This is a genomic window from Streptomyces sp. BBFR51, assembly GCF_044591655.1.
GTDB lineage: Bacteria > Actinomycetota > Actinomycetes > Streptomycetales > Streptomycetaceae > Streptomyces.
In genome coordinates this window covers 2,311,590-2,325,279 of record NZ_CP172448.1, presented here as the reverse complement: position 1 = coordinate 2,325,279, position 13,690 = coordinate 2,311,590, and the positions used below count along the sequence as shown (strand labels likewise).

11 protein-coding genes are annotated in these 13,690 nt (G+C 71.6%); 6 read left to right on the top strand and 5 right to left on the bottom strand.

The window, feature by feature from the left end; translation table 11 throughout:
• Window positions 1-19: 19 nt before the first annotated feature.
• The gene (gene ileS / locus ACGH7X_RS10555; RefSeq protein WP_399884005.1) at window positions 20-3,166 is read right to left on the bottom strand and encodes an isoleucine--tRNA ligase; all 3,147 of its coding nucleotides are present in this window, start codon (window positions 3,164-3,166) and stop codon (window positions 20-22) included.
• Between the two features lie 596 nt (window positions 3,167-3,762).
• On the opposite strand from ileS, the gene ACGH7X_RS10550 reads away from it, so the two are divergent.
• From ACGH7X_RS10550 to ACGH7X_RS10530, 5 genes are all read left to right on the top strand, one after another.
• Window positions 3,763-4,605, top strand: coding sequence for a TraR/DksA family transcriptional regulator (locus tag ACGH7X_RS10550; protein WP_399884003.1), 843 nt, complete (start codon window positions 3,763-3,765; stop codon window positions 4,603-4,605).
• Between the two features lie 68 nt (window positions 4,606-4,673).
• A complete protein-coding gene (gene lspA, locus ACGH7X_RS10545) occupies window positions 4,674-5,288 on the top strand; it encodes a signal peptidase II (RefSeq protein WP_399884001.1) in 615 nt (204 codons plus the stop codon).
• Between the two features lie 96 nt (window positions 5,289-5,384).
• Window positions 5,385-6,329, top strand: a complete 945-nt coding sequence (locus ACGH7X_RS10540) for an RluA family pseudouridine synthase (protein WP_399883999.1) — start codon at window positions 5,385-5,387, stop codon at window positions 6,327-6,329.
• Complete coding sequence (locus ACGH7X_RS10535; protein WP_399883997.1) at window positions 6,326-6,799, top strand: GNAT family N-acetyltransferase; 474 nt, start codon at window positions 6,326-6,328, stop codon at window positions 6,797-6,799. Before ACGH7X_RS10540 ends, ACGH7X_RS10535 begins: the two co-directional genes overlap by 4 nt.
• A 90-nt stretch (window positions 6,800-6,889) precedes the next feature.
• Complete coding sequence (locus tag ACGH7X_RS10530) at window positions 6,890-8,476, top strand: Na+/H+ antiporter (RefSeq protein ID WP_399883995.1); 1,587 nt, start codon at window positions 6,890-6,892, stop codon at window positions 8,474-8,476.
• 30 nt (window positions 8,477-8,506) lie between these two features.
• Here ACGH7X_RS10530 and ACGH7X_RS10525 read toward each other — a convergent pair whose 3' ends face one another.
• The gene (locus ACGH7X_RS10525) at window positions 8,507-9,631 is read right to left on the bottom strand and encodes a mechanosensitive ion channel family protein (RefSeq protein ID WP_399883993.1); all 1,125 of its coding nucleotides are present in this window, start codon (window positions 9,629-9,631) and stop codon (window positions 8,507-8,509) included.
• Between the two features lie 106 nt (window positions 9,632-9,737).
• Here ACGH7X_RS10525 and ACGH7X_RS10520 point away from each other — a divergent pair, with 106 nt between their 5' ends.
• Window positions 9,738-10,328, top strand: a complete 591-nt coding sequence (locus ACGH7X_RS10520; protein WP_399883991.1) for a dienelactone hydrolase family protein — start codon at window positions 9,738-9,740, stop codon at window positions 10,326-10,328.
• Here ACGH7X_RS10520 and ACGH7X_RS10515 read toward each other — a convergent pair.
• The 3 genes from ACGH7X_RS10515 to ACGH7X_RS10505 form a co-directional block, all read right to left on the bottom strand.
• On the bottom strand, window positions 10,313-11,998 hold the full coding sequence (locus tag ACGH7X_RS10515) for an alkaline phosphatase D family protein (protein WP_399883989.1): 1,686 nt from the start codon (window positions 11,996-11,998) through the stop codon (window positions 10,313-10,315). The two genes, ACGH7X_RS10520 and ACGH7X_RS10515, sit on opposite strands and share 16 nt — an antisense overlap.
• 83 nt (window positions 11,999-12,081) lie before the next feature.
• Complete coding sequence (locus ACGH7X_RS10510; protein ID WP_399883987.1) at window positions 12,082-12,882, bottom strand: DsbA family protein; 801 nt, start codon at window positions 12,880-12,882, stop codon at window positions 12,082-12,084.
• 79 nt (window positions 12,883-12,961) lie between these two features.
• Window positions 12,962-13,669, bottom strand: coding sequence for a hypothetical protein (locus ACGH7X_RS10505; protein ID WP_399883985.1), 708 nt, complete (start codon window positions 13,667-13,669; stop codon window positions 12,962-12,964).
• Window positions 13,670-13,690: the final 21 nt, after the last annotated feature.

Below are 13,690 nucleotides of genomic sequence, written 5' to 3'. Positions count from 1 at the left end.
CCTCGTTGCGTTCCCTCGGCTACTGCTTGCGCAGGCGGAACACCAAGGACAGGCCCTCGTCCGTGAACGGGGCGCCGTACGTGTCGTCCGCCTCGCCCTGGGCGAAGTCCGTCGCGAGGACCTCGTCGGCGATCAGGCCGGCGTGGCCGGCCAGGGCCGCGATCGTCGCCGGGTCCGTGGCAGTCCAGCGCAGGGCGATCCGGTCGGCGACGTCGAGGCCGCTGTTCTTGCGGGCCTCCTGGATCAGGCGGATCGCGTCCCGGGCGAGGCCCGCGCGGCGCAGCTCCTCCGTGATCTCCAGGTCCAGCGCGACCGTGGCGCCCGAGTCGGAGGCGACCGACCAGCCCTCGCGCGGCGTCTCCGTGATGATCACCTCGTCGGGGGCGAGGGTGATCGTCTCTCCGTCGACCTCCACCGAGGCCGTGCCCTCGCGCAGGGCGAGGGACAGGGCGGCGGCGTCCGCGCCGGCCACGGCCCTGGCCACGTCCTGGACGCGCTTGCCGAACCGCTTGCCCAGCGCCCGGAAGTTGGCCTTCGCGGTCGTGTCGACCAGCGAGCCGCCGACCTCGCTCAGCGACGCGAGCGACTCGACGTTCAGCTCGTCCGTGATCTGTGTGTGCAGCTCGGGGGAGAGCAGGTCGAAGCCCGACACCGCGATCAGCGCGCGGCTGAGCGGCTGCCGGGTCTTGACGCCCGACTCCGCGCGCGTGGCACGGCCCAGCTCGACCAGGCGGCGGACCAGGACCATCTGCGTCGACAGCTCCGGGTCGATCGACGACAGGTCGGCCTCGGGCCACGAGGACAGGTGGACCGACTCCGGGGCGCCCGGGGTGACCGGCACGACCAGGTCCTGCCAGACCCGCTCGGTGATGAACGGGGTCAGCGGCGCCATGAGCTTGGTGACCGTCTCGACGACCTCGTGCAGGGTGCGCAGCGCCGCCTTGTCGCCCTGCCAGAAGCGGCGACGGGAGCGGCGCACGTACCAGTTGGACAGGTCGTCGACGAACGCGGACAGCAGCTTGCCGGCGCGCTGGGTGTCGTACGCGTCCAGTGCCTGGGTGACCTGGTCGGTCAGCGCGTGCAGCTCGGAGAGCAGCCAGCGGTCCAGGACCGGGCGGTCCGCCGGGGCCGGGTCCGCCTCGCTCGGGGCCCAGCCCGAGGTGCGGGCGTACAGGGCCTGGAAGGCGACCGTGTTCCAGTAGGTGAGGAGCGTCTTGCGGACGACCTCCTGGATGGTGCCGTGGCCGACCCGGCGGGCCGCCCACGGGGAGCCGCCCGCCGCCATGAACCAGCGGACGGCGTCGGCGCCGTGCTGGTCCATCAGCGGGATCGGCTGCAGGATGTTGCCCAGGTGCTTGGACATCTTGCGGCCGTCCTCGGCGAGGATGTGACCGAGGCAGACCACGTTCTCGTAGGACGACTTGTCGAAGACCAGGGTGCCGATCGCCATCAGCGTGTAGAACCAGCCGCGGGTCTGGTCGATGGCCTCGGAGATGAACTGCGCCGGATAGCGGCTCTCGAACAGCTCCTTGTTCTTGTACGGGTAGCCCCACTGCGCGAACGGCATCGAACCCGAGTCGTACCAGGCGTCGATGACCTCCGGCACGCGCGTGGCGGTCCTGCCGCAGCCGTCCTGGGGGCAGGCGAAGGTCACGTCGTCGATGTACGGGCGGTGCGGGTCCAGGGCCGACTGGTCCGTGCCGGTCAGCCCGGTCAGCTCCGCGCGCGAGCCGACGACCGTGAGGTGGTCCTCCTCGCAGCGCCAGATCGGCAGCGGGGTGCCCCAGTAGCGGTTGCGGGAGAGTGCCCAGTCGATGTTGTTGTTCAGCCAGTCGCCGTACCGGCCGTGCTTGACCGCGTCCGGGAACCAGTTGGTCTTCTCGTTCTCCTCGAGGAGACGGTCCTTGATCGCCGTGGTGCGGATGTACCAGGACGGCTGCGCGTAGTACAGCAGCGCGGTGTGGCAGCGCCAGCAGTGCGGGTAGCTGTGCTCGTAGGGGATGTGCTTGAAGAGCAGGCCCCGCTCGTGCAGGTCCTCGGTCAGCTTCTCGTCGGCCTTCTTGAAGAAGACGCCGCCGACCAGCGGGACGTCCTCCTCGAAGGTGCCGTCCGGGCGGACCGGGTTGACCACCGGCAGGCCGTAGGCGCGGCAGACCTTGAGGTCGTCCTCGCCGAAGGCGGGGGACTGGTGGACGAGGCCGGTGCCGTCCTCGGTGGTGACGTAGTCGGCGTTGACGACGTAGTGGGCCGGCTCCGGGAACTCCACCAGCTCGAAGGGGCGCTGGTAGGTCCAGCGCTCCATCTCGGCGCCGGTGAAGGACTGCCCCGTGGTCTCCCAGCCCTCGCCGAGGGCCTTGGCGACCAGGGGCTCGGCGACGACGAGCTTCTCGTCTCCGTCGGTGGCGACGACGTAGGTGACCTCGGGGTGCGCGGCGACCGCGGTGTTGGAGACCAGGGTCCACGGGGTCGTCGTCCAGACGACCAGCGCGGCCTCGCCGGCCAGCGGTCCCGAGGTGAGCGGGAAGCGGACGTAGACGGACGGGTCGACGACCGTCTCGTAGCCCTGCGCCAGCTCGTGGTCGGACAGGCCGGTGCCGCAGCGGGGGCACCAGGGGGCGACGCGGTGGTCCTGGACCAGCAGGCCCTTGTTGAAGATCTCCTTCAGCGACCACCAGACGGACTCGATGTACTCGGGGTCCATCGTGCGGTACGGGTCCTGGAGGTCGGCCCAGTAGCCCATGCGGGTGGTGAGCTCTTCGAAGGCGTCGGTGTGGCGGGTCACCGACTCGCGGCACTTGGCGTTGAACTCGGCGATGCCGTACGCCTCGATGTCCTGCTTGCCGGAGAAGCCCAGCTCCTTCTCCACCGCCAGCTCGACCGGGAGCCCGTGGCAGTCCCAGCCGGCCTTGCGGCCCACGTGGTAGCCGCGCATGGTGCGGAAGCGGGGGAAGACGTCCTTGAAGACGCGCGCCTCGATGTGGTGGGCGCCGGGCATGCCGTTGGCGGTGGGCGGGCCCTCGTAGAACACCCACTCGGGGCGCCCCTCGGACTGCTCCAGGCTCTTGGCGAAGATCTTCTGCTCACGCCAGAAGTCGAGCACCGCGTGTTCGAGCGCGGGCAGGTCGACCTGGGCGGGCACCTGGCGGTACTGCGGCTGCGTATTCAACGAGCTTCCTCCGGCGGACGTGCTGCCTTCCGTCGGAGGGACGAGAGACGTGCTCCCGCGGTACCACCCTCCTTGGCTCCCCGGTGCGTCGTGTGCGCCGGTCAGCCCCCTCATTGGGGTCGCGAGCCGGTTCTACTCGCCCCGGCTGTCCTGCCACGGCTTTCTTCCGGCGGCTCCGGGGTGATCTTCACGTCGCGCTCGCCCCCGGGCTCACACCGTCCCCGGGTCGCTCTGGGCTGCTGACGCCGCTACTCGTCCCCATCCACGCTTTTCGCTCCGCCCAGTGTACGGCGCCGCACGGACAGCGGCCGACCGCTTTTCGCGCCCGGGGAAGCGGGGGCGGCGTACGGCCTCCGTATGGCCCTGTGTGACCCGAATGCCACCGCGCGGCATCCGGCCTCCCGGGCGGTCCCGGCCGGGAGCCGTTCCGGCGGATTACCGGGCGGGGAGCTGGGCACAACGCATTCATGCTCGCCGCGTGGCGCACGGTGGGCGGGCGAATCGGGCGGCGTGCCCCGTTGCCGCGGGGCCGGAGTCGATTTATCGTCCCAGCACGATTCGCGCGCAAGATCACAATATGTGAAGGGGCCGCGGCCATGGTGGCGAAGAAGACCGCCGAAGAGCAGTCGCAGGCGGCTGCGGAGGAGACCGCTGCCAAGAGGACGACGGCCGGGAAGGCGACCGCCGAGAAGGCGGCGGCCACCAAGAAGTCGACCGCGGCGAAGAAGAGCACCGCCAAGAAGAGCACCGCCAAGAAGAGCACTTCCAAGAAGAGCAGCACCGCGGAGCAGAGCACCTCGAAGCAGGCCCCGGCGAAGAAGACGGCGGCCGAGACGAGCCCGGCAGAGAAGACCGCGGCCAAGACGGCGAAGAAGAGCACGGCGAAGAAGAGCACGGCGAAGAAGAGCACGGCCAAGAAAGTGGGCGCGGCCGAGGCCGCGGAGCAGACGGGAGCCACGACGGTGGTTGCGAAGAAGACTCCTGGCACGGCCACGGCGGCCAAGACCGCTGTTCCCAAGGCCCGCGGCGCCGCCGCCGACCCCGGCGAACTCGCGGTACGCCCCGGCGAGGACCCCTGGACCCCGCAAGAGGTCGAGGAGGCGCGCGGGGAGCTGCAGTCCGAGGCCGTACGGCTGCGCAGCGAGATCGACTCCTCCGAGCGGTCCCTCCAGGGCATGATGCGGGACTCCGGCGACGGCGCGGGCGACGACGAGGCGGACACCGGCAGCAAGAACATCACGCGCGAGCACGAACTGGCGCTGGCCGCCACCGCGAACGAGGTGCTCACCCAGACCGAGCGCGCCCTGGACCGCCTGGACGCCGGCACCTACGGCCTGTGCGAGAACTGCGGCAACCCCATCGGCAAGGCGCGGATGCAGGCCTTCCCGCGGGCCACCCTGTGCGTGGAGTGCAAGCAGAAGCAGGAGCGCCGGTACTGACCAGCAGCCGGGGCGGAAGGTGTGCCGTACCCTCGTCCTCAGTCAAGGACCTAGGCTGAGGGACTCACGTGGCAGAGGCGGAGCGCATCATCGGTACTCCGGACACCCCGGACACCCCGGACGCGGCGGGGGACGGGCAGGAGCGGCCCGACGCCGAGCGGGAGCAGGAGCGGGAGCAGGCTCCGGAGCGCCCCCGGGGCAAACGGCGGGTCGCCGTGCTGTTCGCGGTCGCCGTGTTCGCGTACCTTCTCGACCTGGTCAGCAAGATGATCGTGGTCGCGAAGCTGGAGCACCACGAGCCGATCGAGATCATCGGGGACTGGCTGAGGTTCGCCGCGATCCGCAACGCGGGCGCGGCCTTCGGCATCGGCGAGGCCTTCACGATCATCTTCACGGTGATCGCGGCGTCCGTGATCGTCGTGATCGCCCGTCTCGCGCGCAAGCTGCACAGCCTGCCGTGGGCGATCGCGCTCGGCCTGCTGCTCGGCGGAGCCCTGGGCAACCTCACCGACCGGATCTTCCGCTCGCCCGGCGTCTTCGAGGGTGCGGTCGTGGACTTCATCGCGCCCAAGCACTTCGCCGTCTTCAACCTCGCCGACTCGGCGATCGTCTGCGGCGGCATCCTGATCGTGATCCTCTCCTTCCGGGGCCTGGACCCGGACGGGACCGTCCACAAGGACTGACCCGCACGGGGAGCCCGCCTGTCCACAGGGGGCCCGTCGTCCACAGGGACCGGGCGCGCGTTCGGGAGTGTCCGGTCCGTCCGGCATACTCGACGGGTGAGCACGCTTCCCGAGATCCGCACCCTGCCCGTGCCCGACGGCCTGGAGGGCGAGCGCGTCGACGCCGCCATCTCCCGCATGTTCGGCTTCTCCCGTACCAAGGCCGCGGAACTCGCCGCGGCGGGCAAGGTGCAGGTCGACGGATCGGTGGTCGCCAAGTCCGAGCGGGTGCACGGCGGCGCCTGGCTCGAGGTCGAGATGCCGCAGGCGCCCGCGCCCGTGCAGGTGGTCGCCGAACCCGTCGAGGGCATGGAGATCGTGCACGACGACGACGACGTGGTCGTGATCGTCAAGCCGGTCGGTGTCGCCGCCCACCCGTCCCCGGGCTGGAGCGGTCCGACCGTCATCGGCGGCCTGGCCGCCGCCGGGTACCGGATCTCCACGTCCGGCGCCGCCGAGCGCCAGGGCATCGTGCACCGCCTCGACGTCGGCACCTCCGGCCTGATGGCGGTGGCCAAGTCGGAGCGCGCGTACACCTCGCTCAAGCGCCAGTTCAAGGAGCGCACGGTCGACAAGCGCTACCACACGCTCGTGCAGGGCCACCCCGACCCGACCAGCGGCACCATCGACGCCCCCATCGGCCGCCACCCCCAGCACGACTACAAGTGGGCCGTCACCGCCGAGGGCAAGCCCTCCGTGACGCACTACGACCTGATCGAGGCCTTCCGCGCCGCCTCCCTGCTGGACGTGAAGCTGGAGACCGGCCGCACCCACCAGATCCGCGTCCACATGGCCGCCCACCGCCACCCCTGCGTCGGCGACCTCACCTACGGAGCCGACCCCACCCTCGCCAAGCGGCTGCGCCTGACCCGCCAGTGGCTGCACGCCGTCCGGCTCGGCTTCGAACACCCCGGTGACGGCCAGTGGGCCGAGTTCGCCAGCGACTACCCGGAGGATCTCCAGCAGGCCCTCGACCTGGTCCGCGAGGAGACCTACGGATGAGCAGCCCGGCCTACCGCGTGCGTGTCGCCGAGGACCCCGCCGACCGGGAGGCCTGCTTCGCGGTGCGCAAGGACGTCTTCGTCGCCGAGCAGAAGGTCCCCGAGGACATCGAGTACGACGCCTACGACGCCGACGCCGTGCACGTCCTCGCGGTCCGGGAGGACGGCGTGCCGCTCGGCACCGGCCGGCTCCTGCACGGCGAGGCCGCCGCGGGGAAGAACGGCGACGGCGACCCGGCCGTCGGTTCCCTGGGCCGGCTCGCGGTGACCGCGTCGGCCCGCAGTCTCGGTGTCGGGGCCGCGCTGGTGCGGGCCGTCGAGGACGCGGCACGCGCGCGTGGACTCACCGCGGTGGACCTGCACGCGCAGACCCACGCCCTGGGTTTCTACGAGCGCCTGGGGTACGAGGCGTACGGACCCGAGTTCCCCGACGCCGGCATCCCCCACCGCGCCATGCGGCGCGCCCTGTAACCGCGGTTTCCGAACGGGCTGGTGGCGCGGGTGGCGTGGCAGGCTTGAGGTCAGCCGTGTGAACGCCGAGACCCCACTGGAGCGGTGACCGTGGATCAGCTGGCCCTGTTGTTCATGCTGCTGTTCGGGGCCCTGCTGAGCGTCCCCATCGGGGCTCGGCTCGGGCTGCCGGCCCCGGTGCTGATGACACTGCTCGGGATCGTGCTGGCGCTGCTCGAGTTCGTGCCCAACGTCGACATCCCGCCCGAACTCATCCTGCCCGCGCTGCTGCCGCCGCTGCTGTACGCGGCCGTGCGGCGCACGTCCTGGCGGCAGTTCGCGGCCAACAAGCGCCCGATCTTCCTGCTGGCGGTCGCGCTGGTCTTCGTCACCATGGCCAGCGTGGCCGCGGTGGCCAGTGCGATCGTGCCGGGCCTGCCGATCGCCGCCGCCTTCGCGCTGGGCGCGCTGGTCGCGCCGCCCGACCCGGTCGCGGCGACCGCCGTGGCCGGGCAACTGGGGCTGCCGCGCCGCCTGGTGTCCATCCTGGAGGGCGAGGGGCTCTTCAACGACGTCACGGCCATCGTCCTGTACCACGTGGCCATCGCCGCGGCCGTCGGCGGCACGTTCTCGCCGTGGCAGGCCGGGCTGGACCTCGTGCTGTCCGCCGTCGTCGCCGTCGCGGTCGGCCTCGCGCTGGGCTGGGCCACCAACAGGCTGCTGGGCCTGCTGGGCGACGCCACCCTGCAGATCGGCCTGACGCTGCTGGTGCCGTACGGGTCGTACGTCCTCGCCGAGGAGCTGCACGGCTCGGGGGTGCTCGCGGTGCTCACCACCGCGATGTTCCTCGCCGAGTACGCCTTCGACGCCGACGACGTGATGACCCGGCTCACCGGGCACACCGTGTGGGACGTCGTCGACACCCTCGTCACCGGAGTCGCCTTCGGTCTGGTCGGCCTGGAGCTGCACAACGCGATCCGCACGGCCTCCGGACGCTGGACCGAACTGCTCGGCTGGGCCGCGGCGGTCGTGGGCGTGGTGATCCTGGTGCGGCTGCTGTGGCTGCTGCCTGCCACCTGGCTGACGAAGCGGCTGCACGCCAGACGCGACCACGACGAGGACATCCCCATGTCCATGCGGGAGACCGTCGTCATGTGGTGGGCGGGGATGCGGGGTGTCGCGTCGGTCGCGCTGGTGCTCGCCATCCCGCTGGAGACGGACGACGGATCCGCCTTCCCGCACCGCGACGAACTCGTCTTCATCGCGTTCGGCGTGATCATGGTCACGCTGCTGCTCCAGGGTCTGACCCTGCCCTGGCTGGTGGGCCGGCTCGGCGTACGGGCGGACACCGAGCGGGAGAAGGACTACGAGAAGCAACTGGCCGTACGGGCGGCCAGGGCGGCGAAGCAGCGGCTCAAGGAGATCGAGTCGGTCGAGGAGCTGCCGGAGGAGCTGACCGAGCAGCTGGTGCGGCGGGCCTTCGACATCGGGCTGCGGATCAGCCCCGACATCGGCGACGAGGAGCGCCGTGAGGCGCAGGAACAGCGCTCGCGGCGGCTGAAGCGGATTCGCCGGATCCAGGGCGAGATGCTGAGCGCCGCCCGCCACGAGGTGCTGGCCGCCCGCAGCGAGGCCGGCGCCGACCCGGAGATCGTGGACCGGGTCCTGCGCCACCTGGACGTGCGCAGCCTCAGATGAGGCCGGGGACGGGACCGTCCGGACCGGCCCTCACAGACTCTTCGTCGGCCGTTGCGGGAAACGGCGGGGCCCGGCCGCAGGGGGCCGGCGGGCGCGGGGGAAGCCGTCTCGGGGCGGGCGCAGGGCCGCGTCCGCCGTGTTGACCCGCGGCAGCGCGTAGGGGTGCTCGTCGGCGAGGAAGCGGATCATCCCCTCGCGGACCGTGACCCGCACCGTCCAGATGTCGTCCGCGTCCTTCGCCGTCACCAGGGCCCGTACCTCCATGGTGTTCGGGGTGGAGTCAGTGACGGTCAGGTTGTAGCCGCGCCCGTCCCAGGCCGGGCACTCGCGCAGCAGGTCGCGCAGCCGCTCGCGCATCGGCTCGAGCGGCGCCGTGTGGTCGAGGTGCCAGTAGACGGTCCCGGTCATCTGCGGGGTGCCGCGCGACCAGTTCTCGAACGGCTTCGAGGTGAAGTACGACACCGGCATCGTGATCCGGCGCTCGTCCCAGGTGCGCACCGTCAGGTACGTGAGCGTGATCTCCTCGACGGTGCCCCACTCCCCGTCCACCACGACCGTGTCGCCCATGCGCACCATGTCGCCGAAGGCGATCTGGAACCCCGCGAACATGTTGCTGAGCGTGGACTGGGCGGCCACACCGGCGACGATGCCGAGGATGCCGGCCGAGGCCAGCAGCGAGGCACCCGCCGCGCGCATCGCCGGGAACGTCAGCAGCATCGACGACACGGCGACCACGCCGACGACCGCCGAGACCACCCGCATGATCAGCGACACCTGGGTGCGCACGCGCCGTACCCGGGCCGGGTCCCGCTCGGCGTGGGCGTGCGCGTAGCGGGAGTACGACGTCTCGACGACCGCCGCGGCGATCCGGATCACCATCCAGGCCGCCGAGCCGATCAGCACCAGCGTCAGCGTCCGGCCGACCCCCTCCCGGTGGTCGGGGAAGACCTCCGCCTCGACGTAGGACCCTCTCAGCAGCGCCGAGCACAACAGGAGCTGGTAGGGGATGCGGGCACGGCGCAGCAGCCCCCACAGGGGGGTCTCGGGGTGCCGTCCGTCGGCCTTGCGCAGCAACAGGTCGGTGGCCCAGCCGATGACGAGGGTCAGCAGGACCGAGCCGCCGACCACGATCAGCGGGCGGAGTATGGTCTCCATGCCCTCGAACGTAACCGCCACCGCCGCGCTGTGAACCTGTGACATACGTCCCGCCCCGGATGTCGCCGGGCTCCGCCCTGTCACACCCGGCTGGCACCATGGCCTCATGAACATCGTGCTCTTTCACTCGACCCTCGGCCCGAGGCCCGCGGTGCGGCAGGCCGCCGACCGGCTGCGCGACGCCGGGCACCAGGTGTGGACCCCGGACCTCTTCGAGGGCCGTACCTTCGACGCGGTCGAGGAGGGCATGGCCCATCAGGACGGGATCGGCCGGGAGGAGCTGCTGAAGCGGGCGGTGCTCGCCGCCGCGCCCTACTCCGAGCGGGGACTGGTGTACGCCGGGTTCTCGCTCGGTGCCTCCATCGCCCAGACCCTCGCCCTCGGCGACCACCGGGCGCGCGGACTGCTGCTCCTGCACGGCACCTCGGACCTCGCGCCCACCGCCTCGGTCGACGACCTGCCGGTCCAGCTGCACGTGGCCGAGCCGGACCCCTTCGAGACGGACGACTGGCTCAGCGCCTGGTACCTCCAGATGGGCCGGATCGGCGCCGACGTCGAGGTGCACAGATACGCCGGGGCCGGCCACCTCTACACCGACCCCGAGCTGCCGGACTACGACGAGGAGGCCGCCGAGGCCACCTGGCGGGTGGCGCTCGGCTTCCTCGAGTCCCTTCAGGAGGCTCAGACCGGCGCGTAGACGCGCTCGACCCGCTGTGTCCCGCTGCGCGTGCGGTAGGAGCGGGCCCAGGCTGACGTGGCGTCCGGGTCCGTGCGGTCGGAGACGACGTAGTAGTCCATCTGCGCCCGGTCCGCGGTGATGTCCAGCACGCCGTAGCCGTGCCGGTCGGTGTCGACCCAGTGGACGTGCCGGTTCGCGGCCCGGATGACCGGCGCCGCGATCGCCGAGACCGTGCCCTCGGGGACCTTCACGATGTCGTCGAGGTTGTCGGAGGTCACCGAGGTGACGACGAACTCCGTGGCCGCCGAGGCGGACAGCGGGTACGTGCCGGCGTTGTGGGGCACGTCGTTGGCCCACGCCATGTGGATGTCGCCGGTCAGGAAGACGGTGTTGCGGACGGCGTTCGCGCGCAGGTGGGCCAGCAGCTCGCGGCGGTCGTCGGTGTAGCCGTCCCACTGGTCGGTGTTGAGGGCGAGGCCCTCCTTGGGCAGGCCGAGCAGCTCGGCCAGTGGCTTCAGGAGCTCGGCGGAGAGCGCGCCGATCGCGAACGGCGAGATCATCACCGGGTTGCCGACCAGCCGCCAGGTGGCGTCGGAGGCCTTGAGGCCCGCCTTGAGCCAGTCGAGCTGGGCCCGCCCGGTGAGGGTGCGCTCGGGGTCGTCGACCTCGCCCTGGCCGAGTGCCACCTGCTGCGAACGGAAGGAGCGCAGGTCCAGGAGCGAGAGGTCGGCGAGCTTGCCGAAGCGCAGCCGCCGGTAGGTGGTGCCGGCGATCGCGGGGCGGACCGGCATCCACTCGAAGTAGGCCCGCTTGGCGGCCGTCTGCCGTGCCGCCCAGGTCCCCTCGGCGCCCTCGGTGTGGTTCTCGGCGCCCCCGGACCAGGTGTCGTTGGCGATCTCGTGGTCGTCCCAGATCGCCACGACCGGCGCCGTGGCGTGCAGCGCCTGGAGGTCGGGGTCGGTCTTGTAACGGCCGTGCCGGATGCGGTAGTCGGCGAGCGTGAGGATCTCGTGGGCCGGCGCGTGCGGGCGGACGACGGTGTCGCGGGTTCCGTACTCGCCGCTGCCGTACTCGTAGATGTAGTCGCCCAGGTGCAGCCAGGCGTCCAGGCCGCCGCGGGCCGCGAGATGGCGGTACGGGGAGAAGTACCCGGCCTCCCAGTTGGCGCAGGAGACCACGCCGAAGCGCAGGCCGGTGACGGCCGCGTCGTGCGCGGGGGCGGTGCGGGTGCGGGCGACGGGGGAGTCGGTGGGGCCGGCGGAGAAGCGGAACCAGTAGTCCGTGGCGGGCACCAGGCCCCGGACGTCCGCCTTGACGGTGTGGTCGGAGGCGGCCGTCGCGGTGACGGACCCCTTGGCGACGATGTTCGTGAGGGCCTTGTCCGCGGCGACGACCCAGCTCACTTCGGTGTCCGGGCCGGCTCCGGAGCCCGGTATGGCCTCGGGCGTCGGTGTCACCCGGGTCCACAGCAGGACGCCGTCGGGCAGCGGGTCGCCGGAGGCGACGCCGTGCAGGAAGGCGGGGGCCGCGCCGACGGCGGCGGCGGGCAGGGCGGCGGCGAGCGGGGCGGCCAGGACCGCGCCGGCCGCCGCGGCCTTGACGACCGTACGGCGGCTGGGGGTTCGGGAGGCCGCGTGCGCGGCGGAGGACGGGACGGTGGTCTCGGACGATCTGTGTCGACTGGTCACGGCCGATCAGGTTACTGATCGGTATGCGCGCGAGCGGGCGAACTCGCGAAAGTTCGCCCGCTCGTCAGGCGGGGATCACCTGGTCACTTGGTGACGCCGGCGTCCTTCAGGGCCTTGTTCCAGGCGTCGGCCGTGCTCGGGGTCTCGATCACCTTGTCGTTGATCTTGATCGTCGGGGTCGACTCGACGCCGTCGGCCTGGTCGAAGGACTTGCTCATCCGCATCGCCCAGGCGTCGTAGGTGCCCTTCTCCACGGCGTTCTGGAACTTCTTGTTGTTCTTCAGTGCGTCGACCGTGTTCGCCACCTTGATCAGGTAGTCGTCCTTGGCGAACTCGTCGGTCGACTCCTCCGGGTGGTACTCGGTGGAGTACAGCGCGGTCTTGTAGTCGACGAACGCCTCGGGGCTGACGTTCAGCGCGGCGCCCAGCGCGCTGAGCGCGTTCTTGGAGCCCTCGCCGCCCAGATTGCCGTCGAGGAAGGTGCCGACGGTGAAGGCGAGCTTGTAGTCGCCGTCCTCCATGCCCTTGTTGACGGTCTCGCCGATGCTCTGCTCCATGGCGGCGCAGCCCGGGCAGCGGGGGTCCTCGTAGAGGTGGATGACGTGGTCGGACTTGGACTCGCCCATGACGACCGTGGTGCCGTCCTTGCCGGAGGTGTTGGCCGGGGCCACCACCTTCGCCTCGGCGGCCTTCTCCCAGCCGCTGGGCTTGTTGCCCTGCACGACGGCATAGCTGATGCCGCCGGCTATCGCCAGCACGCCGACGATGGAGGCGGCCACGATGACCTGCCGCTTGACCTTGTCGCGCTTGGCCTGGCGCTCGCGCTCCTGGCGCAGGCGCTCACGGGCCGCCGACTTCGCCGACTGACTGTTCCGCTTGCTCATGATGGTGATCTCTCCGGGGACGCGCACACGGACGTGTGCGGAAGTACGTACAGGGCCACTGCTGCTGTGCTCGGTCGGGTCACACGAAGGCGACCGGGCACGGTGGTCCGCGCCGTCCCAGGGAGTGCGTGAGGATCCGCTCGCGGGCGCCGGTGGTGCGGCGGGCCGGGAGCGCCCGGCGGCGCACCGAAGGGGCCCTGCGCACGCTCACGGCCGCGACGGCGAGCAGCAGCGGCCGGAAGGTGGTCGCGGCCACCGCGCTCAGCAGCCGGCCCAGCGCGCGCTCGCCGCGCCGCAGCCAGGCCGCCGCGAGCAGGCCGACCCCGACGTGGGCGCCGAGCAGCAGCCAGGAGGTCCCGGGGTCGGCGTGGGCGAGCAGGGCCGCCATCCGGTCGGTCTCGGCGCCCGTCACCCGGGTCAGCGGGGCGGCGACGCCGGTCCCGACGCCCGTGCCGTCGCCGCACAGCACGTCGAAGCCGACGGAGCGCAGCGGTCCCGCGACCGGGCCGCCCGTCCGGCCGTAGCAGACGTGCTGGCCGGTGGTGAAGACCGTGTCGGCGGCCAGCTCCAGCGGGATCAGCAGGGCGGCGATCCGCCCGAAGCCGCGCTCGCGCCGCCCGGCCAGGGCGTACGCGATCAGGAACACGGCGGCGGCGACCGCGGCCACCGTGCTCAGCGGCAGCGGAACCCCGGACAGCAGCACGTGCGACGCGGTGCTGAGGGTCACGACGAGTGCCGTGAACAGCGCCGCGCGTACGGCTCTGAGCGGGGTTCCGGATATGTCCATAGCAGTAGAAGAGTGTGTCAC

Coding starts and splice junctions, on each gene's coding strand:
- ACGH7X_RS10550 (WP_399884003.1), top strand. CDS start 3,763: ATGGTGGCGAAGAAGACCGCCGAAGAGCAGTCGCAGGCGGCTGCGGAG.
- ACGH7X_RS10535 (WP_399883997.1), top strand. CDS start 6,326: ATGAGCAGCCCGGCCTACCGCGTGCGTGTCGCCGAGGACCCCGCCGAC.
- ACGH7X_RS10525 (WP_399883993.1), bottom strand. CDS start 9,631: ATGGAGACCATACTCCGCCCGCTGATCGTGGTCGGCGGCTCGGTCCTG.
- ACGH7X_RS10520 (WP_399883991.1), top strand. CDS start 9,738: ATGAACATCGTGCTCTTTCACTCGACCCTCGGCCCGAGGCCCGCGGTG.
- ACGH7X_RS10510 (WP_399883987.1), bottom strand. CDS start 12,882: ATGAGCAAGCGGAACAGTCAGTCGGCGAAGTCGGCGGCCCGTGAGCGC.
- ACGH7X_RS10505 (WP_399883985.1), bottom strand. CDS start 13,669: ATGGACATATCCGGAACCCCGCTCAGAGCCGTACGCGCGGCGCTGTTC.